17 protein-coding genes are annotated in these 23,701 nt (G+C 33.0%); 11 read left to right on the top strand and 6 right to left on the bottom strand.

Annotated elements, in window-relative coordinates; genetic code table 11:
• Positions 1-268: 268 nt before the first annotated feature.
• From EQ921_RS02130 to EQ921_RS02120, 3 genes are all read right to left on the bottom strand, one after another.
• Entirely contained in the window at positions 269-1,804 is a 1,536-nt protein-coding gene (locus EQ921_RS02130) for an aldehyde dehydrogenase family protein (protein ID WP_128330664.1), read from the bottom strand.
• A gap of 153 nt (positions 1,805-1,957) precedes the next feature.
• The gene (locus EQ921_RS02125; protein ID WP_128330384.1) at positions 1,958-2,455 is read right to left on the bottom strand and encodes a hypothetical protein; all 498 of its coding nucleotides are present in this window, start codon (positions 2,453-2,455) and stop codon (positions 1,958-1,960) included.
• Positions 2,456-2,505: 50 nt separating this feature from the next.
• Complete coding sequence (locus EQ921_RS02120) at positions 2,506-8,205, bottom strand: hypothetical protein (protein ID WP_128330383.1); 5,700 nt, start codon at positions 8,203-8,205, stop codon at positions 2,506-2,508.
• Positions 8,206-9,194: 989 nt separating this feature from the next.
• On the opposite strand from EQ921_RS02120, the gene EQ921_RS02115 reads away from it, so the two are divergent.
• From EQ921_RS02115 to EQ921_RS02085, 7 genes are all read left to right on the top strand, one after another.
• On the top strand, positions 9,195-10,070 hold the full coding sequence (locus EQ921_RS02115; protein WP_128330382.1) for an aspartate carbamoyltransferase catalytic subunit: 876 nt from the start codon (positions 9,195-9,197) through the stop codon (positions 10,068-10,070).
• Positions 10,071-10,126: 56 nt separating this feature from the next.
• Positions 10,127-11,200 carry a carbamoyl phosphate synthase small subunit gene (locus EQ921_RS02110; protein ID WP_128330381.1) on the top strand — a complete coding sequence of 358 codons (1,074 nt, stop codon included), beginning with the start codon at positions 10,127-10,129 and terminating at the stop codon, positions 11,198-11,200.
• Between the two features lie 44 nt (positions 11,201-11,244).
• Positions 11,245-14,421 carry a carbamoyl-phosphate synthase large subunit gene (gene carB, locus EQ921_RS02105; protein ID WP_128330380.1) on the top strand — a complete coding sequence of 1,059 codons (3,177 nt, stop codon included), beginning with the start codon at positions 11,245-11,247 and terminating at the stop codon, positions 14,419-14,421.
• Between the two features lie 356 nt (positions 14,422-14,777).
• Complete coding sequence (locus tag EQ921_RS14995) at positions 14,778-14,864, top strand: DUF3667 domain-containing protein (RefSeq protein ID WP_370449490.1); 87 nt, start codon at positions 14,778-14,780, stop codon at positions 14,862-14,864.
• Between the two features lie 102 nt (positions 14,865-14,966).
• Complete coding sequence (locus tag EQ921_RS02095) at positions 14,967-15,311, top strand: hypothetical protein (protein WP_128330379.1); 345 nt, start codon at positions 14,967-14,969, stop codon at positions 15,309-15,311.
• A gap of 393 nt (positions 15,312-15,704) precedes the next feature.
• On the top strand, positions 15,705-16,118 hold the full coding sequence (locus EQ921_RS02090) for a DoxX family protein (protein WP_128150733.1): 414 nt from the start codon (positions 15,705-15,707) through the stop codon (positions 16,116-16,118).
• Positions 16,119-16,183: 65 nt separating this feature from the next.
• On the top strand, positions 16,184-16,828 hold the full coding sequence (locus EQ921_RS02085) for a carbonic anhydrase (RefSeq protein WP_128330378.1): 645 nt from the start codon (positions 16,184-16,186) through the stop codon (positions 16,826-16,828).
• Between the two features lie 359 nt (positions 16,829-17,187).
• Here EQ921_RS02085 and EQ921_RS02080 read toward each other — a convergent pair whose 3' ends face one another.
• Entirely contained in the window at positions 17,188-18,456 is a 1,269-nt protein-coding gene (locus tag EQ921_RS02080) for a YeiH family protein (protein ID WP_128150729.1), read from the bottom strand.
• Between the two features lie 179 nt (positions 18,457-18,635).
• Between EQ921_RS02080 and lepA the strand changes: the two genes are divergently transcribed.
• The 4 genes from lepA to EQ921_RS02060 all read left to right on the top strand — a co-directional run bounded on the left by lepA (position 18,636) and on the right by EQ921_RS02060 (position 22,444).
• Positions 18,636-20,429, top strand: coding sequence for a translation elongation factor 4 (gene lepA, locus EQ921_RS02075; protein ID WP_128150727.1), 1,794 nt, complete (start codon positions 18,636-18,638; stop codon positions 20,427-20,429).
• Positions 20,430-20,848: 419 nt separating this feature from the next.
• Positions 20,849-21,442, top strand: coding sequence for a Crp/Fnr family transcriptional regulator (locus EQ921_RS02070; protein ID WP_128150725.1), 594 nt, complete (start codon positions 20,849-20,851; stop codon positions 21,440-21,442).
• Between the two features lie 66 nt (positions 21,443-21,508).
• Positions 21,509-21,910 (top strand): hypothetical protein, encoded by a 402-nt coding sequence (locus EQ921_RS02065; RefSeq protein ID WP_128150723.1) that lies wholly within the window; start codon positions 21,509-21,511, stop codon positions 21,908-21,910.
• Between the two features lie 18 nt (positions 21,911-21,928).
• A complete protein-coding gene (locus tag EQ921_RS02060) occupies positions 21,929-22,444 on the top strand; it encodes an acyl-CoA thioesterase (protein ID WP_128150721.1) in 516 nt (171 codons plus the stop codon).
• Positions 22,445-22,452: 8 nt separating this feature from the next.
• Here EQ921_RS02060 and EQ921_RS02055 read toward each other — a convergent pair whose 3' ends face one another.
• Positions 22,453-23,232, bottom strand: a complete 780-nt coding sequence (locus tag EQ921_RS02055; protein ID WP_128330377.1) for a UDP-2,3-diacylglucosamine diphosphatase — start codon at positions 23,230-23,232, stop codon at positions 22,453-22,455.
• Positions 23,211-23,654: a 6-carboxytetrahydropterin synthase gene (locus tag EQ921_RS02050; RefSeq protein ID WP_128330376.1), complete on the bottom strand. Its 444-nt coding sequence runs from the start codon at positions 23,652-23,654 to the stop codon at positions 23,211-23,213. The genes EQ921_RS02055 and EQ921_RS02050 overlap by 22 nt, the downstream gene beginning before the upstream one ends.
• Between the last annotated feature and the right edge of the window lie 47 nt (positions 23,655-23,701).

The raw sequence follows: 23,701 nt of genomic DNA, 5'->3' as shown, positions 1-23,701 counted from the left end.
TTTTACAAATTTAGAATGAAAATACTTATTCTTATACATATTTTAAATAACTTTATTTAACGTAATTACATAACGCAATAGTATATTATTAATGTAACAAATCTTTTTCTTCTTTTAATAAATAAGTCTAAATTCTAAACGATTTAAATTTTTTATACTTAATTTAAATCGAATTTTAAATTATTAACAGTTTCACATTCGATAAAAAATAAAAAAAGGAGGAACTGAATATGTTTGCCCTCCTTTTGATTAATTAGTTTATTTATTTTTAAAAAAAGCCTAACTTATTTTTATCATAAGAAATAAGCATATTTTTTGTTTGTCTGTAATGATCCAACATCATTTTATGATTTTCTCTTCCTATACCCGATTGTTTATAACCTCCAAATGGAGCTCCGGCAGGATAAGCATGGTATTGATTTACCCAAACTCTTCCCGCTTTTATAGCTCTTGGAACCTGATACAATTCATGAGCATCTCTGGTCCATACTCCTGCACCCAGACCAAAAATAGTATCATTAGCAATCTCAATAGCCTCTTCGGTTGTTTTAAATGTAGTTACAGCCAATACTGGCCCAAATATTTCTTCTTGAAAAACTCTCATTTTATTATTCCCTTTCAACAAAGTAGGTTGAATATAATATCCCCCTTCAAGATCTCCCCCTAGATTGCAAGCATCTCCTCCGGTTAACACTTCGGCTCCTTCGTCTTTTCCTATTTTAATGTATGATAAAATAGTTTTCTTTTGCCCTTCTGATACCTGAGCTCCCATTTGAACTGTAGGATCTAAAGGGCTCCCCATTTTTATGGATTCAACTCTCTGAATGACTTTTTCTATAAATTGTTCATAGATTGACTCATGAATTAATAATCGTGAAGGACATGTACATACTTCTCCCTGATTGAATGCAAATAACACAGCTCCTTCGATAGCTTTATCTAAAAATTCATCATCTTTATCCATTACTGATGGAAAGAAAATATTTGGCGATTTACCTCCCAGTTCTAAAGTTACCGGAATAATATTTTTAGAAGCATATTCCATAACCTGCCTACCAATTTCTGTTGATCCGGTAAATGCTGCTTTTGCTATTTTAGGATTTGTAACTAACACTTCTCCTAATTCAGAACCAGAACCATTTACTACATTAAGTACTCCCGGAGGAAGTAAATCCCCAATAACTTCCATTAAAATTAAAATGGAAACTGGTGTATTTTCAGCAGGTTTCATAACAACACAATTGCCTGCAGCCAGGGCAGGTGCTAATTTCCATGCAGCCATTAAAAGAGGAAAATTCCAGGGAATAATTTGAGCGACAACCCCCAGAGGCTCATTAATAATTAAAGATAGAGTTTTTTCGTTCAATTCCATTGCTGAGCCTTCCTCGGCACGTATAACACCGGCAAAATACCTGAAATGATCAGCTGCTAAAGGAATGTCGGCATTTAAAGTCTCACGTATAGCTTTTCCATTATCAATAGTTTCAACACTAGCTATGTACTCAAGGTTATTTTCTATTCGCTGAGCAATTTTAATTAAAATATTGCTCCTTTCAGTCACAGATGTTTTACTCCAATCTTTAAAAGCCTCATATGCCTTATCTACAGCTAAATCTATATCTTCTTTTGAAGAGTGTGCTGTCTGAGTAAATATTTTACCATCAATAGGCGAAGGAACATCATGATAACGACCTTTTACAGGAGGAACAAACTTACCTCCTATAAAATTATCGTATTTCTTTTTTAAATTAAATTTAGCAACAACATCTAAAACTGAAAATTTTTTGTCTAACACTGCATCCATAATTTTAAGTATTTTTGGGTTTATTTGTGTCATACAAATTACTAATTAATTTGATATAATAAATGCTAAACTTCTGATTTAACATGATTTTGGGAGAAATAAAAAGAAAAACCCTTAGAATGCCTAAGGGTTTTTTTTCAAATAGTTATTTTTCTATTTCCAGTAATTCCATTTCAGTCCATCAAAAAGGGCTATTGTTTTACTGGCTGTATCATAACAAATCATACCCGGATAGGGACTTTTAACATTTAAATGAGGATCCTGAACCTTGGGTAATATCAATGCTTTATCGGTAGACTCTAAAACAAGTATGCCTTCTGCAGATGAACTTAAAGCTCCGATAATTATTCCTTTACCATTATCGGAACTACTACTGAACACAACATTATCAATACTTCCGGGATCACTTAAATCCATCCATGTATCATTTTGCTTAACCTTCAATTTTTTATCCAATTTAGACATTAGTAACGTTCCGTTAACTGTACTATCTGATATGGTTTGCACTATCGGCAATATTATGCCGTTTGTGGTACCGGATGCAAAATCCAAGATTCCTGCACCATCCACAGTGTTTTTACCTATAGCGACTTGAGCCTGGATGGAATTTACCACCATGTAACTCAACATTATTAATAATATATTTTTCATAGAAATTTCTTAGATATCTTTATAAATTGACAATACATTAAATTCTTTAATTACTCATTACATGATCTTTCAATACATTTCCACTCAGTTCCATTGTATAGCTTAATACATTTATCAGTGGTATCATAAATAATCATTCCTTCAACCCATTGGTCTTGCGGTATATTAGCAGGAACTGTTCGGGTGATCACCAGTCCTTTGTCATTAGACTCTAAAACAATAAATCCATTAGGAATATTGTCAGGCCAGGTTTCTAAACCGTTTCTCTGCGATGAAACTCCTACCATAGACATAACTGTTGCAGGATCAGTGTTCGGATCTTGAGTACAATAGGTACAAAAAGGCAAAACAAAATCCATTTCAGTGTCGGTAGTATCAATATAAACACATTCCATGTCTGACTCTGTAACTAGATCAAAACCCAGCTCCAGACTTTCCACATCCGTCGGTAACGTTTCTGGTGCTTTAATTTGAAACGTTATGGTAGAAGTCCCATTAGGCAATGTAAAATCTTCCAAGGTCAAAGCTCCTTCCTCATAGGTTGTGGTTCCTCCCAATGTAGCGGGTGAACTGGACAAACTTGCATCTACATAGGTAAAACTGTCTGAAATATTAACGCTTAACGTAACGTAATCAAGTGCAGTGTTAGGGTTTGTAATCTGTATCGTTACTTTTGCCGTTCCATCGTCTGAAATACAGCTTAGATCAGCAGATATTTTATCCACTGTTACCGGATCTAATCTGACAGATTCAAGAGCTTGTACAGTCGTATTTCCACAACCTGCAAGTAAATCACAGCTTTGATAAGTTACATCTTCATTTGACGAATTTTTATATGTGATAGAAGCTCTAGAACTATAACTTCCTGCAGTTGCCGTTTGAGTAAACCTTGCTGTTCCGGTAACCGTTATCGTAGAAGCTCCTGGAACCTCAATATTCTGGATACTCAATTGCGCAGTATTTTCGTAAGTATTTATTACAGGTGTACCTGTGCCCTCTTCAACTGAAACGGATTCTGCCACCCAGTACATACCTTCAGGTAAAGTTTCTGACAGATTTACCTCTTTAGATGCACAATTAGTATTTGTTACTCTGAAGGTATAAGGAACTTCGTCACATAACTTAACTGAATCTGATGCCTGCATGGTTAATGCTAATCCGTCTTCATTAATTTGCAAAGGCTGTGGACAATATAAAGTTAATGGTCCTATACCTATCATTTGATTTCCGGTTGCTTTACTATTATATTTTTCCTTATAAACAATTACAATTTGCTCAACTGAGCTTGAAAAGTTTACCTGTAATCTTCCTCTTCTATTTAAGTAAGACGAAGTAGTATACGATCCGGCAGCTCTGGACGTAGCTGTATTGCTTGAAATAACGTATGAACTTCTTTTCTGATCCATACTATAGGTTAATTTAGGCTTTACAACCCCACCTCCACAAAGACCATAAACTTCAATATCATCTAATCTTTGCGATTGTCTATCTACATCATAAAGTTCAAATGAAGCGGCGGCTGCCCCTCCTGTAAAAGAGATAGTAGTAGTTACAGCTTTGGTATCAGTAGTGCTATTACCTCTTCGCAGCAGTTGTAAGGTTTTTCTATAGCTTCTTGGGTATCCGTTTCTCAAAACATTACTAGAATCGGTAACAGCTATGTTCGCTGAAAAACCATCACCTAAATCAACTGTTTTACTTTTAACGCCTCTATCTTTTCGTGTCCATACTTTTGTAAAATCAATAGTTTTATACCCGCTGAATGTACAGCTTGTACAAACTCCAGGCTCAGCTACTCCTCCAAATGTTATATAGGTATTGTCATCAGTAAAAGTATAGTTAAATTGTACCTCACCATTAATCCATTCACCAGGAATGGCTTGAGACCAATTGTCGCTGGTTATATCACTTTCGCTGCTGGCAACAAGCATATACACCTTATATTTATTATCATATTCAAAAGAAGTTGCATCTCCTGCTCTAACCACTACTTTTTGACTTGTGAGATTCGCTTTATTTACTAACCAAATTCTATTCATTCTCGATTCCAAATCGCCACAGACTGCTTTAGCAGATTCACTATAAACAGTTGTACCGGTTGCTCCGTTATTTCCCCAAAATAAACCACTCTGGTCATTAGCTAGATTAGAACTGGTTCCTTGTCCATCGGTTACTGATTCTCCCGCTATCATAGTTATTGTAGCGTCTGTATCAGTGGAACGGGATTTATTAACAAATAAATTTGAATTATCATCTCTGACCAAACCAGCTACATTTTTATGGTAAGCTGAATAGGGTGTTGAAGCACCAGGCCACACAGTGGTAGTAGAATTAGAAAGAACATAATCAAAAGGTAATTTATTGGTGTCGGTAGAACCTGTCGCATACAGCGTAATCGCATATTTCATACCTAAATAGGTACGTATTCTTGATTTTTCAACTTCTGTAAGTTCGCGTTCATAAAAGAAAATTTCAGACATCAGACCAATAAATGTTCCAGATGCAATACTTGCTCCTCCTAAGGTTCCTCCGTTTGCCATAGCAAAGCTATTTCCAAACCCTGCTCCTAAACCTGTGGTAAGCTGATCCGATAGACCTCCAAAATCGTGCTCCACTAATCTTCCTCCTTCAGCAGCATCTTTTCTAAGTCTCACCATATGTAAGGCGGTCGCTCCTAGATTGAAACCTTTTACCGTACCATTATATAGTCCACCCCCAGTTCCCGAAACACTTATCCTACCACTACCTTCCAAAGGAGCAAATCCCACAGCGGGCATCCGTGATGCAGCAGCATCCGGGCGGGTAGAACCAAATCCGTGAGTATAGGTTCTGGCATTATCCACATAACTGGTACTATTGTAAACTATAAAGGAAGTAGAATTATCAGGAGCATTTTCTCTCATTGGCCCTGTTTTAGTTGCTAAATAGGCATATCTATCGAAAAATAAACTTGGAAAAAAGTTCATTCTTATATCATTGGGTGTGTAGACCGGAGCTATTTTTGCCCCATAAGTTACTGCCTCTAAATTATAGTCATTTTCATTTGAAGTCTGATCTTTCCATGTTAATATATTATTATTTCCATCATTCTCCAGACTATTTGAATCATCAGCTCTAAGCCATAATCTTAACCCATTAATAACTCCCCCCGGAGCAAATGAATATAAAGCAAGTCCTACATAATCGCCATTGTTTATCTGAACATCTTCTGCTATTTTATTATTAACCTCATATATACGAGTATTTGCCGGAGTAAATGTTTCATCTGAAGATACTAATACATATTTTGCTGCTGTGTTTAGTTGTATTTTGACTTGAAAACCTGTACTACCGGTCACCTGAGCTTTTAAAACAAAATCATTTTTGTAATTGATGTCTGAAGGTAAAACCATATTAGCAAATTGTGTATTTTGCTTGTAGTCATAAGAGCTAAGTGATTCTCCATCAGCAGAATTAGATCCAAACATTAAAAATTCTTCGTTATTTATCGTCCCAGTATTATCAATATTCAAATTTTGAATTTCATTTCCGACAAAAACGGTCATTATATCTTTATCGTAACTTGACGATTGCTTTTGGTATAAGCTTGAATTATCATCTCTACCAATTCCGAAAATATTATTTTGATACCCTGTATTTGTGCTCCCATTCCATATTACAGTTCCGTCTGAACTTATATAATTAGGCTGACTTGACGGATCTAAGGTAATTCCATATTTAACCGCTAAATAAGAATTTATTTTCAAAAGCTGCAAATCAGTCATTTGAACTCCCGCATCACCTGACACAACAATAATTTCCTGTAAATTACCTAAAAACGGTAGATAATTTCCTGCTCTACGCGCTCCAATTAAACTTTCACCTGTACCTATCCCTGCTAAAACACTTCCTGAAAAAGATTGAGTAATACCGTTAAATGTGAGCCTCTGCTGGACATCGGCACTATTGGTTCTTTCAACAGCGACGATACCATACGTTTTACCCTGAGGATTAGTATGTGTTTTAAAATTAGCCGCCGCGTAACCTCCATCGGTAAATGAAGGGCTTCCCATATACCAACCTTGGTTATTATTATTAACATTTGCCGAACTATTAAACGCATATAATATTGAAGCTGCTGTAGTATTAGTTACTTCAGATACATAAAACATGTAATATGACTTGCTACTATCCAAATAGCTGGATGCTGTTAAGGCTGAATATGTGTTAAATTGTAAATGAGAATGATAATTCATCAAATTACTTTTATTTCGGATAAGCGGAGTTGAAATAGTACCACTTTGAGTATGGTCTCTACCGAAAACAGAAACATCCTGCCAAGTGGTTACTGCTGTACTATCTGTAGTAGTTCCTGGTATAATATCTGCTTTTAACCATAACTCAGTGAGCAAATCTACACCTCCAGGCTTAGCACCTACTAAGGCAAATGAAATGTAATCACCATTATTAACTAAAACCGATTTTGCAATATCATCCGTAACAGAATAAATTCTAGTATTGGAAGGATCAAAATTTTCATCAGGACAAACTAAAATATATTTAGTATCCAGATAAGTTTTCATATTAACTGTAAATGATGCCTGATTAAATGTTTTTGCTTTTAAAACTGCATTATGCTTAAAATTAATTTTCTCTGATAGGCTTCCGTTTGCAAAAACCTGTCCTGCGGCATATTCATACCTTTTCAGACCTTCCAAACCATTAGAACCTAATAGCATAAATGTATTATCGGTTAAAACTCCGGTACTGTTGGCATTTAATGTTGTTAAATCGTCTCCTGTAAATACAGCAACTACCGGTTTATCATAATTAACTGATTGTTTTTGATATAAGCTACCAGCATCATCTCGACCAATACCAAAAACATAATTTTGGTAAGTAGTATCCTGAGAACCATCCCATATAATATCTCCATTAGAATTTAAATAATTAGGCATAGTCTGAGAAGCAGCTGCCTCCAATGGGATTCCATATTTAATAGATAAGTAAGAATATACTTTTTGTAAATCCGTATCTGTCATTAATGTATTCTGAGGTGCAGAAAAAACAATAATCTCCTGAATATCTCCATAAAAAGGATTTGCTGTAGTTAAATTAGCATTTCCAATAACACTTTGTCCTGAAGTAGTTAACATAGCTCTTCCGGTAAATGACTGTGAAACACCGTTAAAGTAAGAATATTGAGAGAGAAGCGTTCCATTAGGTCTTATTACGGCATTGATTCCATAATTTTTACCATTGCTGTTTGTATTAACATTTGCTGTAGCATTACCTGTTGTAAAATATGGATTTCCGGCAGACCATCCACTATAATTATTACGCCCTGCATTTAAAGAATAAAGTGTTGCTACGCCTGTTGTTCCTTCTTTTAGTCTGGATACATAAAAAATATAATAAGATAATGTAGATTTAACACTGAAATCAGGTCCTACTAATTTTGTATTAGTACTTCCATCAAAATTTAATGCTGGCTGAAAATTCATTAAATCTCCGAATGTTACAAAAGTAGGAAGTGTATTGGTTCCATTTTGAACATGATCGCGATTATTACCGGACCAATCATGCCATAAGGAGATTGACTGCCCATCAGTTGGAGTCCCTGAGGCTTGTACTTGATCCGCTTTCAACCACAACTCTTGTGTTAAAGACACCCCTCCTGGACTTTGCGACTTTAACTGCGGTGAAAAGAAGAAAAGTAATATTGCAAATACAAAAAAATTTTGCAATTTATAAATAGTAGATCTTTTCATTTATGTTATATTAAAATTACGTTTCTTTTTCAAATACCTGAAATTAAAATTTACCAACAAACTATTTTAAATCAGATATTTACAATTAACTAGACGCTTAAACTACTTTATGATCATATCTTAAACTTATGGAAAATATTATTGTAAAAAAGTAAATCGAAAAAATTATTTTACTAAATAATTATAGGAAAGTTTACTCAATATATAATTAAACTTTTACGATTATAACTCTTTATGAACATAAGAAAGTTGAAGCAGACAAAATTTCAAGGACAGAATATTTCAAATATTCATTTCAAAAAAGCCTGATAAAGGTTACAGACAGAAATGTCAAATTTACACCCTATGACTTAATACAAACATTTATAAATTACTAATAAATATTAATTTGATGCAAATTTAATAAAATTAAATCAAATTAATTGTTATATAAAAAAATTTATCCAATTAATAATATATTTTACTTAACAGTTGAATGAATAAAATTCAAACTCATATTAATAATTAATAATATATAAATCATCTTTTAATTAACTAAATTGTGATAATTATAATTAATAATACAATAGAATATTTAAAAAAAATATTTACTATTAATATAAAATTTTATATTTAATTAATTAACATTCTACCCATAGTCGACACAAAAATTAATTTTAAAAAAATTGTCATATATAAAATTTATATTTAACTTTGTGAGATTTTAAAATTTTGTAAAAAGTATAACTAATTTTTTAACTTTTGAATTTATTTTTGACTAAAATAATACTTAACAAAATAAAAAAAGAAGTATTCTCTTCTTATAACAAATCCATTTCCTTATCCTTATTAATTCATGGAGGAGGTTCTCCTTTCAAAGATAACGAAGATCTGTTTGAAGATTTTCCATTTAAAAACATCTTATTAGCTAAGATGTTTTTTTTTGACTTTTACAAAAATAAGATACTGATATATATATTAAAAACAACTAAACTAAATTTCATAAATTCATGAAACACTTTATCTCTCTTGAAAATTTAGATTTGGAAATTATTAAAGATTTAGTAAATGATGCGGTTAGTTTTAAAAAAAGAAACGCATTTCCCAACTTATCGAATCATTATATTTCCAATTTGTTTTTTGAGAACAGCACCCGAACAAAACTGAGCTTTGAAATGGCTGAGAAAAAAACCGGAATTGAAATTATTTATTTCGATGCAGAAAGTTCAAGTGTAAAAAAAGGAGAAACTCTGTATGACACGGTTAAGACACTTAGCTCAATCGGGGTAGAATGTTTTGTAATCAGACATAGCCAAGATCGATTTTACGAAAATTTAATATCACAAATAGATGTACCTATAATCAATGCCGGTGATGGTTGTGGAGACCACCCTACCCAATCATTGTTAGATTTAGTTACAATTCAAGAAGAATTTGGTTCATTTAAAGGTCTTAATGTAGTGATCGTAGGGGATATTGTTCACAGCCGTGTCGCACATTCAGACGCTAAAATTTTAAAACGTTTGGGTGCCAATATCAGCTTTGCAACCCCTAAATTCTGGCAAGACACTACTATGAATATGGGAACTTATACTTCATTGGATGAAGTCATATCCGAATCTGATGTCGTAATGCTATTAAGAAATCAAAATGAAAGACATACACAGCATTATGACGAAAAGAACTTCTTATCTCAATATGGTTTAACTAAAGAAAGAGCTTCTAAAATGAAATCCGGAGCCATAATTATGCACCCTGCCCCTATTAATCGTAATGTTGAAATAGACGAGGATTTAATAGAATCACCCCAATCAAGGATATTCACACAGATGACTAATGGGGTTTATGCTCGGATTGCAGTGCTTAACTATGTCTTTAACTCTTAAAAAAGAATACATAATAACAATAAAATATCTAGTAACAAATAATTAAAAGTAAGACCTTGAAACGAAAATTAGTATTAGAAAACGGAATGGAATTTATAGGTGAGGGTTTTGGTAGTGATCAATTTACTATCGGAGAAGTAGTTTTTACTACAGGTATGACCGGATACCAGGAAACTATGTCAGACCCTTCATTTCATAAGCAAATTATAGTTTTCACTTATCCTTTGATTGGGAATTATGGCATTAATCCAAGCGATTTTGAATCATTAAATCCCTTCGTAGGCGGGGTTGTAGTACACGAATATGCTAAAACCGAATCCCACTGGCAAAGTCAGATGAATATTAATGATTTTCTAAAAAAGCAAAATATTCCTGGTTTGAGTGGTATCGACACACGAGCTTTAGTAAAAACTATACGCACCAAAGGTAGCATGAAAGGTAAATTTTGCAACCTTTCGGAAGATACTCAGGAGGTAGTTAAATCATTGCAAAACAGCATTCTTGAACATCACGTACCAGAGGTATCAACACCAAGGGCTTACAGTGCACCCGCTGAAGGAAACCGAATCGTTTTGATTGATTACGGAATGAAAAAAAGTATTTTAAAAGAATTGTGCTTACGAAATTGTGACGTTGTAGTAGTTCCTTTCAATACAAATTCAAAATCCATTATGGAATTAAATCCGGATGGAATTATGCTTTCCAATGGCCCGGGGAACCCTGAAGAATTAGCTGAATCTATTCAGGTTATCAGGGAGCTAAGCGGAAAAGTTCCTATTTTCGGAATCTGTTTAGGACACCAACTTTATGCTATAGCACATGGGGCAAAAACAAATAAAATGCTTTTCGGACATAGAGGAGCCAATCATCCTGTAAAAGAAATTGCTACCAACAGAGTTCACATTACATCCCAGAATCATGGGTATGTAGTTGACGAAGACTCTATTAGTAATACGCCACTTGAAATTACTCATAGGGCATTGAATGATGGGACGATTGAAGGGTTAAGACATAAAGAACATTTTGCCTTTACCGTGCAATACCACCCGGAATCCAGTCCAGGACCTAATGATAATGAATATCTTTTTAATCAATTTATGAATATGATTAATGAGTTTAAAAATAATTAATGTAAAACATCCTTTATTATCCACATCCAATTAATTAAAATAAAATGCCAAAACGCACAGATATAAACAAAATATTAGTCATCGGTTCAGGACCGATAATCATCGGACAGGCTGCCGAATTTGATTATGCAGGGACCCAGGCCTGCTTAGCTTTAAAAGAAGAAGGATATAAAGTAATCCTCGTAAACTCAAACCCTGCAACCATAATGACTGATAAGGAGATTGCAGATACTGTTTATATGGAACCTCTTACATTAGACTTTCTTCAACAAATAATCGCACTGGAACGCCCGGATGCTCTTCTTCCTTCTTTAGGAGGTCAAACAGGATTGAACTTAGCCGTTGAGTTAGCTAAATCTGGAACTTTAAACCAATATGATGTAGAAATAATCGGCACCAAGTTATCCTCTATTGAACAAGCTGAAGATAGAGATTTATTTAAAAAGCTGATGGAACGAATCAACGAACCCATTGCTGAGAGTGTTATCGTAAATGACATACAATCATCTATAGACTTTGCTAACGAAATAGGATATCCTATTATCGTAAGACCCGCATTCACACTTGGTGGTACTGGTGGAGGTATTGCGGACAATGAGGCTGAGCTCAGGGAAATTACCGAATCAGGTTTAAAATATAGTCCGGTTACACAATGTTTAATAGAAAAAAGTATAGCTGGTTACAAGGAGGTTGAATATGAAGTCATGAGAGATGCTAATGACAATGCTATTGTGGTTTGTAACATGGAAAATTTTGATCCGGTAGGAATTCATACCGGTGATTCCATTGTTTTTGCTCCCAGCCAGACTCTAGCAGACCAGGAATATCAATTATTAAGAAATTCTGCCTTAAAAATTATTCGAGCATTAGAAATTGAAGGTGGATGTAATGTGCAATTTGCACTAGACCCAAATAGCCGGGATTATATTGTCATTGAAGTTAACCCAAGAGTAAGTCGTTCTTCTGCATTAGCCTCTAAAGCAACCGGATATCCTATTGCCAAACTAGCTGCAAAAATAGCTGTAGGTCTTACTCTGGACGAAATGAAAAATCCGGTAACCAATACAACCTATGCCTGCTTTGAACCAGCCCTGGATTATGTGGTAGCCAAAATACCCCGATGGCCTTTTGATAAATTCCAAAGCGCTAACCGTCATTTAGGTACGCAAATGAAAGCTACAGGTGAAGTAATGGCAATTGGTACTTCTATAGAAGAATCACTATTAAAAGCTGTTCAATCTCTTGAAATAGGAACTTTACATCTTCATAAGAAAGATATGGAACCTTATGATTCAGCTACCTTTGAAGAGAGGTTAAAAAAAGCGGATGATGAACGTTTATTTCTTATTGCAGAAGCTTTAAGAAATGGAATTAAAATTCAACAAATTCATGAAATAACTAAAATTGATGTTTTCTTCTTAGCTAAACTTCAACATATTATTGATTTAGAGAAAAAACTACTAGCTCATCCACAAAATATAGAAGTTGCTGCCGAAGCTAAAAAATACGGATTTTCAGATTGGGAAATTGCCCGTTTATGGGAAACCACTGAAAAAGAAATATATAAGTTAAGGAAACAGAACAATATAATTCCTGTATTCAAGATGGTAGATACTTGTGCAGCCGAATTCATTTCTGAAACCCCTTATTTTTACAGCACCTATGGTACTGAAAATGAATCTAAGAAAACCGATAAGAAAAAGGTTATTGTGCTTGGTTCAGGACCTATACGAATAGGACAGGGAGTTGAGTTTGATTATGCAACGGTTCACAGTGTTTTAGCGCTGAAAGATGCCGGATATGAAGCCATAATTATCAATAGCAATCCTGAAACTGTGTCTACTGATTTTAGTATTTCTGATAAACTTTACTTTGAACCTTTAACCAGAGAATCGATAACTACCATAATTGACCTAGAGAAGCCCGATGGAATATTTGTACAGTTTGGTGGTCAAACAGCCATAAATCTTGCTCAGGCAGCAGTCGATGCCGGGGTTAAAATTTTAGGGACGAGTATTGAAGATATAGATAGAGCTGAGGATCGTAAGAAATTTGAGCTACAGCTTAATGAGTTAAATATTGCCCGACCTAAAGGTGATACTGTCTTCAACCTTGATGAAGCCTTAAAAGTTGCTAACTCCATAGGTTATCCGGTCGTAATTCGTCCATCGTATGTATTAGGCGGAAGAGCCATGCAAATTGTTTATGAAGATTCCGAATTGGAAAGATACATGAAAGAAGCTATAAACGTTCATGAAAAACAACCTATACTTATTGACAAATATCTGGTAGGAAAAGAAATTGAGGTGGATGCCATATGCGATGGAACAGATGTTTTTATTCCTGGAATTATGGAGCATATTGAAAAAGCTGGGGTTCACTCCGGTGATTCTATAGCAGTATATCCTACCCAAACTCTTTCTGATGATGAAAAGGAAGAAATTATTCGACAAACTCAGGCGCTGGCCAAAGGGTTTAAAATTATCGGTCTTATGAATATTCAGTTTGTTTTAATGAAAGGAAAAATTTATGTACTGGAAGTTAATCCACGTTCAAGCCGAACCGTTCCGTTTATGAGTAAAGTTACCGGAGTCCCTCTTGCCAAAGTCGCAACAAAAGCCGTACTGGGACAAAGTCTTAAAGAACAAGGGCTGGCTATAGATTGTTATCCGGAACCTAAAAATATTTATATTAAAGCTCCCGTTTTTTCTTTTGCTAAGTTACGTTCAGTAGATATCACCTTAGGTCCTGAAATGAAATCTACAGGTGAAGTAATCGGTAAAGACACCACGTATGAAAGAGCTTTATATAAAGCACTGCGTGCAAGTCATATTAACATTCCAATATTAGGAAATGCTATATTTACTGTAGCGGATAAAGACAAAGCAGAAGCATTGCCATTGGCTAAGAGATTCTACGATATCGGATATACAATTATGGCTACTCAGGGAACTGCAAAATATCTTCGTGATAATCACATTCCTGTTGTTGAAATTAATAAGCTGGAAAGCGAGGAAAACAATATTGTTAAAATCATGCAGCAAGGTAAAGCTCAATTTGTTATTAACACTCTATCTAATGACGGAACAGCGCAAGAAGACGGATTCCTTATTAGAAGAAATGCTGTGGAAAATAGTGTTGCCTGCTTTACTTCCTTAGACACTACGGCTGCAGTTGTACAGGTTTTAGAGTCCATAGGATTTGATATTAAGTCTTTCTAAGATACCGAGCAAAATAAATTAAATAAAGTTCTGTGAATCACAGAGCTTTATTTTGTTTATAAAAAAGTTTAAATTACTTCTATTATCGAAAGATATACATATATTTATTAGTCATTAACATGCTCTTTGAGTAAGATTTAATAAAATAGAATAACCGAATCCTTTTCCATATTTTTTCATAATTTTGACCTCTCAAAATTAATTTACTGCTTATAGATCATTTTAAATTAAGAGACGGAAAAGTCTGTCAAAACTGTTCCCACTTTGTTGCACACAGATTCTGTCCCAATTGCGGTCAGGAAAACATCGAAACCCGTCAATCCTTTTTCTACCTCTTCAAACATTTTGCAGAAGATTTGGTTCACTATGACAGTAAATTCTGGCAAACAATAAAATATTTATTATTCTATCCGGGTAAATTAACTAACGACTATTTATCTTGAAAAAGAAAAAGTCAGGTAGCTCCTGTAAAATTATATATCTTCATAAGTTCCCTAACCTTTTTCGTTCCCTCTATTCTTCCGGATTTCACTACAAAAAATAGTATGGAAATAACAACGAATGAAGGCTCCGAAACAAGAAATAAAGAAAATTTAGATTTTCTGAAATCCGGAGTAAGTATGTATAATTTGAAGGATATAAAATCCACTCATGAGCTGGATTCAATTCAGCACCATCTTCCCAAAGACCGTCAATTATCTAAATTTCAATACTGGACTTTTAAAAAAACACTAGAAAAGAAAGATATTTATAGTCATATGAGTACTCATGAGATAAAAGAAAAACTCATCTATTCCTTCATTCATAATCGGCCTAAGGCATATATATATGCCTTTTTTTGCTTTATCATTGTGGCTTTTTCATGGAAAGAAAAAAAGGTATTATTTTGACCATGGTATCTTTACTTTACATTATTTTTCATTTATTTTATTAACTGCCCTGATAATCGTGCTCGCGGTTTGGATTAATTCTGCTTTTGAAGAAAATATTTTCCTAGAAGCATTGTTGGCTATATTCTCTATATTTTGTTTCTTATATTCTTTTTTCTACTTTTTCAGATCTCATAGCAGAATTTATAATGAGAAAAAATTTATTTCACGAATCAAAGGAATTTTTATTTTTGTTATTAATCTATTCCTTTTAATTTTCATTCTACTATTTTATACAATTTTCACCTTATACACTCTTCATTAAAACTCATTATTAAAGATTAATTATCCTATGATAAGAATTATCATCAATAAAGCTTTTAACTTAGCTTTTTAAATTAATACATAGTAATTATGGCAAAAGAAATAAATGCAGATCTAGGAAAGCTTTCTTTACGTATTTCCGTTGGAGGGCTTATGATTTTTCACGGAATAGCAAAACTAATCCACGGACATGACTTTATAAAAGAAATATTGGCTTCTAAAGGCCTACCTCAATTTCTTTGGATAGGCGTTCCTACAGGAGAGGTTATAGCTCCCATTTGTTTATTATTGGGAGTTTTTACAAGAATATCTTCTTTACTAATCGTATTTACCATGCTAATGACATTTTATTTAATCCATGGCATAAATGATTTTTCACTTTCACAAACGGGAGGGGTAAAGGTTGAACTTAATTTACTATATCTTTTCAGCTCTTTAGCTATATTTTTCTTAGGATCAGGAAAGTACAGTTTATATAAAGGAAATAAAGGTATATTAATTTAGTATTCAAAATTCTTAAGATTTTTGAATATTTTTAATTACTTTTATATATTAAAACAATAATCTTAATGGATTTTAAAAAAATTTTTTCGCACAATGAAGAATGGATAGCTGAACGCCTATCTGTAGATAAAGAATATTTCAATCAATTATCCAAAGGACAAAAACCCGATATTTTATATATTGGATGTTCAGATAGCAGGGTTTCCACAGAAGAGCTACTGGGAGCTAAACCTGGTGAAGTTTTTGTTCACCGTAATATAGCAAACATGGTGATAAGCATTGACTTAAACGTACAGTCTGTCATAACTTATGCCGTAGATCATTTAAAAGTTAGTCAAATCATTGTTTGCGGACATTATTATTGTGGAGGAGTTAAAGCCGCCATGGAAGCACAAGATTTAGGTCTATTAAATCCTTGGCTTCGTAATATCCGGGATGTATATCGAATCCATAAAGACGAGTTAAATAAAATTGAGGATTTAGACCGTAGATACAACCGCTTGGTTGAGTTAAATGTTGAAGAACAATGCATCAATTTGATCAAAACCGCAGCTATACAAAAGGCTTTTCTTGAAAGAGATCTTCAAGTTCACGGATGGATATTTGACATTAAAACCGGTAAACTTGTAGATCTTAAAATTAATTTTAAGAAAATTTTAAAAGAAATTATGGAAATTTATAATTTAAATGAAGGAAAAACCATTTTTTAAGTCATATAAGCTTAATTAAAAAAGATTAAATACCCGGTATCCTTATTTGATACTATATAAAAGACAACATAGCACTAATAAACGTAAGCAGATCTCTTTATCTTCAAATTGATATTTTTATAAATTCATAGACTGATATCTAATTACTTATTGACCTCAAAAAAATTTAAAAAGTATGAATTTCTTTTAGGTCAGCTATTTCTCTGCTCATAACCTTAATATAGACGAAGAAATATTATCATTTTTTTGATAATTACTTTATAGAATAAGAAAACATAAACCTGTAAAAGCTTCATAAATTATATTTTTAAAATTTTTTACAGGTTTGTTTTATCAAAAGGCCTACACAAAAATAGTTACTAATCCCATTGTATCCCAAAAACAAGATAGGCTACTATAAGGGTAAATACAACATTAAAAGTTTGCGCTCCTAAAAAAACATAAGTCGCTTTTCTATTTTCACTATTGATTAAGGTTTTAAAATTAGTTTCTAATCCAATAGCAGTAAATCCGAGGGCGAACCAAAGTCCCTGAAACTTTTTTAAAGTTCCGATAACTGGTTTAAACTCAGCAGTAGGTAAAGCAAATGAAAATAAAAGGGAGGCAGCAACAAAACCTAACACAAATTTGGGAAAACGTTCCCAAATAACTTTCAAATTTGGTTTATCTGCATATTCATTACCATCTTTTTTTGCATAACTCCAATAAACCGCGATAAGGAAAGCAGCAATACCTAATAAAACATTTTGAGAAAATTTAACAATTGAACTTATTTTCAGAGCTTCTTCTCCATAGACTGCTCCGGTAGCAGCTACTGCACCTGTAGTATCAATAGTTCCTCCTATCCAGGCTCCAGCCATTACTTCATTTAAACCTAATAATTTTGCTAAAGCCGGCATAATTATAATCATAGGGACTGCGACAACTAAAACTAATGAGACTACATAGGACAATTTTTTAGAATCTCCTTTTATTGCTCCTGCTGTTGCTATTGCTGCTGAAACACCGCAAATGGATACAGCACTGGAAAGCATCATAGACATTTCCTGATCAATCTTAAATTTTTTACACAACCAGAAGGCAAAATACCAAACAGAAAAAACAACTATAACAGATTGGATTAATCCTAATGCACCTGCTTTCATAATATCCTGAAATATTATAGTTGCTCCTAAAAAAATTAACCCGATTTTTACATACAATTCAGATAATAATATCCCTTTCAACCAATCTGGTGTTCCAATAAAATTATTAATAAATAAACCTATAAGAAGACAAAATATAACTGATTCTATTCCCCAATCATTCATTATTCCGTTACCTCCTACTACCATAGCTATAACTGTCAAAAAAAACAAAACCGGAAATCCCTTTGAGGAATTTAATGATTTGCCTTGTAAGAAGAATGCCAGCACAACAGCAAGGTAAGTGACTACAAAAACAAGCAGAATTGTTAACAAATTTTTAAAAGTAAGAACATTTCCGGAAAGCTCTTCAAGAGTATTCCATTTAAAAGATGGCCAGCTTAAAACATACCCATTTACACTAAATAAAATTATACTGATTATGAGCAGTAATCCCCCAATGACTGTAGCAGTCCAATCTTCTGTTAATTTCAAATTTTTCATCGTAGTATTTAAATTTTCTGATTAGTTTTGAATTTATACTAAAACTTAGCAAAATTAACAATTCCTACCAATTACGTAGGAATTAAATGTTAAATTATTTAAAAATACTTTTTTAATACTACATTTTGTAAGTAAAATATATGTGTAAAAAAATGTACTTTTGCATCATTGAAGAAAGTATGAAGAATATAAGAAATTTTTGCATCATTGCACATATAGATCACGGAAAAAGTACCCTGGCAGACAGATTACTTCAACAAACCAAAACTATTTCAGACAGAGAACTTCAGGAACAAACCCTGGATGACATGGATTTGGAGCGTGAGCGTGGAATTACCATAAAAAGCCACGCAATACAGATGGAGCATGAACATAATGGAGAAAAATACATTCTTAATCTGATTGACACTCCGGGACACGTAGATTTTTCCTATGAAGTATCTCGTTCTATAGCAGCTTGCGAAGGTGCTTTATTAATTGTTGATGCAGCTCAAAGTATACAAGCACAAACAATTTCAAATTTATATCTTGCTTTAGAACATGACTTGGAAATTATTCCGGTATTAAATAAAATTGACTTGCCTTCCGCAAATCCGGAGGAAGTAACTGATGAAATTGTAAATCTCTTAGGCTGCAAACCTGAAGATGTTTTAAGAGCAAGTGGAAAAACAGGAGAAGGAGTTCCTGAATTGCTTGAACAAATCATTCAACGAATACCAGCTCCATCCGGTAATCCTGAGGCCCCATTGCAAGCCTTAATTTTTGATTCGGTATTTAATCCTTTCAGAGGAATTGAAGCATATTTCAAGGTGGTAAACGGAAGCATAAAAAAAGGCCAAAAAGTAAAATTTATGGCAACTGGTAAAAACTATGATGCTGACGAAATCGGTACTCTCAAATTAAATCAGGTTCCTAAAAAAATGATTCAATGTGGAGATGTAGGCTATATCATCAGCGGTATTAAAGAAGCCCGTGAAGTAAAAGTAGGTGATACGATTACTTCTGTTGAAAATTCTGCCACTGAGGCTATATCAGGATTTGAAGAGGTTAAACCTATGGTATTTGCCGGAATATATCCTGTTGATACAGAAGAATATGAACTTTTGCGAGGAGCTTTAGAAAAACTCCAGCTTAATGATGCCTCGTTAGTTTTTGAACCGGAATCTTCTGCTGCGTTAGGATTTGGCTTTCGATGTGGATTTTTAGGAATGTTGCACATGGAAATTATTCAGGAACGTCTGGAGCGTGAATTTAAAATGACTGTAATCACCACTGTTCCGAATGTTTCATACAATGCCTATTTAAATAAAGACCCGGAAAAAGCTGTTGCTGTACATAACCCTTCAGAATTACCGGAACCTACTATGCTAAATAGGGTTGAAGAACCTTATATAAAAGCATCTATAATAACAAAAGCCGATTTCATTGGCTCTGTCATGACTCTGTGTATAGAAAAAAGAGGGGAATTGACAAATCAATCCTATCTTACAACTGACAGGGTAGAGTTATTTTTTGAAATGCCTTTAGCGGAAGTGGTTTTTGATTTTTATGATCGTTTAAAAACCATATCTAAAGGATATGCTTCTTTTGACTATGCTCCTTCAGGTATGAAGGCTTCAAAACTAGTGAAAGTAGATATTCTTATCAATGGTGAACCCGTTGATGCGCTATCAGCCTTAATCCACCAGGATAATGCGTATACCATTGGCAAAAAAATGTGTGAAAAATTAAAAGAACTTATTCCCAGACAGCAATTTGACATCCCAATCCAGGCTGCTATCGGAGCAAAAATAATAGCCAGAGAGACTATTAAAGCTCTACGTAAAGACGTTACTGCTAAATGTTATGGAGGTGATATATCTCGTAAAAGAAAACTTCTTGAAAAACAAAAAGAAGGAAAAAAACGTATGAGACAAATTGGACGCGTTGAAGTCCCTCAATCAGCTTTTCTCGCTGTACTTAAACTTGATTAAAATATAAAAAAACAGCTTCAAAAAATGAGGCTGTTTTTTATAATATTGAAGTTTTTATCCCCTTAGTTTACCCACTTATTTTATTTTAATTTCACTTATTTAAAGTCCCGACTGCTTTTTTTGAGTTATTTTAAACGATAAAACAGCTCAAAAAATATCAAAATTGAACTATTTATCTCATAGAATTTGATTTTTTTAACTTTAAAATCTCAACTTTCTTTAGCTGAATTAAAGACAATCTTAAAATTATCTAATTAATTAAAAATGTGAAATATAATTACTTTTTAAAGTGATTTTTATATTAAAGTGGAATGTAAAATATCCATGTAATATAAAAGATATAAGCAATAAGATAAAATTAATATTAACATATATTAAAAATATTGTTTAAATTACATCGCTAAAAAATTTATTTTATTATGATGTTTGATAAAATTTTAGAAAAAGTAAATGAGGTTGTCACTCTTTCAAAAGAAGAAAAAGAGCATATAAAGGCAATCCTAAAGTTTAAAAAACTTAATAAAAGAGAATTTTTATTGAAACAGGGTGAAATTGAAGATAATTATTATTTTGTGATTTCCGGTTGCCTTAGAAGTTACATAAATGATAAAAAAGGGGTTGAACAGGTTCTTCAGTTTTCATCTCAGGGATGGTGGATTGCTGATAATGAAAGTATATTACTTGGTAAACCTACTAAATTTAACATTGTTGCGGCTACAGATTCTGAAATTTTGATTTTATCAAAAAAAGCAAAAGATGAATCTGTTAAAAAATTCCCTAAACTTGAAAAATATTATAATGAAAGCTTAGAGCGTTCCGTAATTTTTTTAAGAAACAGACTAAATGAAATTCTTAGTTTTACTGCTGAGGAAAGATATCTGGATTTTTGTAAAAAATTTCCGGAATTGAAAGATGTTGTTTCTCAAAAACATATAGCTTCCTATATTGGTGTTACTCCAGAGTTTTTCAGTTCAATGAAAAAGAAAATTAAAGATTACCAAGGCACAAAATAAACTTATGTTTACTAGATGTATATAATTTAACAGTCCATTATTGATTATTAGCTTTACTTTTGTATCATGGAATTACTAAAATATTGTATTCAACTACTGGAAGACAATAAGCAAATTACTTTACCAACTTTAGGTAAATTTAATCTGCTTTTTGAATCTGCAAAAGTAGATCCGGAATCAAAAAAAACTTTTCCTCCCAGATATGCTTTAGTTTTTTCACAGCAGCACAGTCTAAATGACAATACGCTTGCTAAAGAAATATCTTTGGCTGAATCTAAAGATTTTAAGCTCGTTAAAGAGTCGGTTGATAAGACTATAAATGAATGGAAGGAAATACTAAAATCTAACGGTAAATTGGACCTTGATAAATTGGGAACTTTTTCGTCAGATAAAGAAAAAATTATATTCAGTATGTCAGAAAACTGCATATTTAATTACAAATATTTTGGTCTTCCAGCTATTCAGTAGACTTAAAAAACATTAAACATGAAATCCAAAATTCCGGACGATTCAAAAACCATCATGACAACTATCGTACTTACTAATGAAACCAATAGTTATGATAATATGTTTGGCGGGGATTTACTGGCTTTAATGGATCGTGCATGTGCAATAGCTGCCATGAGACATTCGGAATCTAAAGTGGTTACTGCATCAGTAAATCATGTATCTTTCAATAAACCTATTCCGGTAGGTAGTACTGTTGAAGTAATAGCAAAAGTTTCCAAATCATTTGAAACATCTATGGAAGTTTTCGTGGACGTATGGATAGACGATCCGCTTAAACAAACTAAAACCAAAACAAATGAAGGAATTTACACTTTCGTTGCGTTAGATGAAAAGATGAAACCTAAAAAAGTCAATAAGATTATTCCTCAGACTGATGAAGAAATGAAACGATACAAAGGGGCTCAACAAAGAAGAGAATTATCTTTAATTTTATCCGGAAAAATACGTCCTAATGAAGCTCAGGAATTAAAAAAACTTTTTGAAGTGAAATAATAAATTATTTACTCAAAATTCTTTAACTCAAGCATTTCTCCATCAAACTCAACATAGGTGAAATAGGTAATCCAGTCTCCTAAATTAACATAATGGCTCTCCTCTCCTATCTTTAAATCCATTGGAAGATGACGATGTCCATAAATAAAATAATTATAAAACTTTTCTTTAAGTTTATCTTTTGAAAATATAATCAACCATTCTTTATCTTCTCCCAAAAACTTAACATCTTCATCTCCACTAATTAATTTATTTTTTCTTGACAAATAATTTCCTAAAGCAACGCCAATATCAGGATGAAGCCATCGAAAAAACCACCGGGCTACCGGATTAGTAAATAATTTTTTCATTCTTTTATATCCATGATCTCCAGGACCTAATCCATCTCCATGAGCTATAAAAAATTCTTTACCATTAATACAAAATTCCTGCTCTTCCCTGAAAAGTATGACATGTAATTCTTTTTCGAGATAATCTCTCATCCATAAATCATGATTACCTGTAAAACAGTAAATGATTATTCCCTGATCGGAAAGTTCAGCCAATTTACCTAAAACTCTTATAAATCCTTTGGGAACTACAGTTTTGTATTCATGCCAAAAATCAAATAGATCTCCGAGTAAAAATAAAAATTCACAGTCTTTCTTAATAGTATCAAGAAATCTGATAAATTTGTTTTCTCTAATTTTGGAAGAATTTTCATCTGGAGCGCCAAAATGTTGATCCGATGCAAAATAAACTTTTTTCCCTTCTTGTAAATTTAATATTATTGGTCTTCTTTTATCCATTCTCCGTAGGAAGTTTCTGTCTCATATAATTTTAACTTAGCTAAAAAAATACCTTGAGGCAAGCGGGATTGGATTTTTAATGCAAAATCTGATAGCATATTTTCACAGGTAGGCTGATAGTCTGTAAAAATAACTTTATGCCCTTCTTTAATTAAAGTATCTCCCAGTCTTTTATGCTCAGAGTTTGAATTTAACAATATAGCATGATCAAAAGGATCTACAATCAATTCATTAACGATGACTTTTAAATCACCAAAATCCATGACCATTCCATTTTTTGAATTGTGAATATCATCAATTGGGTTTCCTTTAATAGTCACATAAAGTTTGTAAGAATGTCCATGAACATTTTTACATTTCCCATCATACCCCCACAAAGCATGGGCTGTTTCAAAAGTAAATATTTTGGTTAATCTTATCACCTCTAAGAAATTTTACCTAATTTTAAGCAAAGGTAAATGATTTTTAT

The sequence above is a fragment of the Apibacter sp. HY039 genome (genome assembly GCF_004023655.1).
Lineage (GTDB): Bacteria > Bacteroidota > Bacteroidia > Flavobacteriales > Weeksellaceae > Apibacter > Apibacter raozihei.
This window is presented reverse-complemented; position numbering and strand designations above follow the sequence as displayed.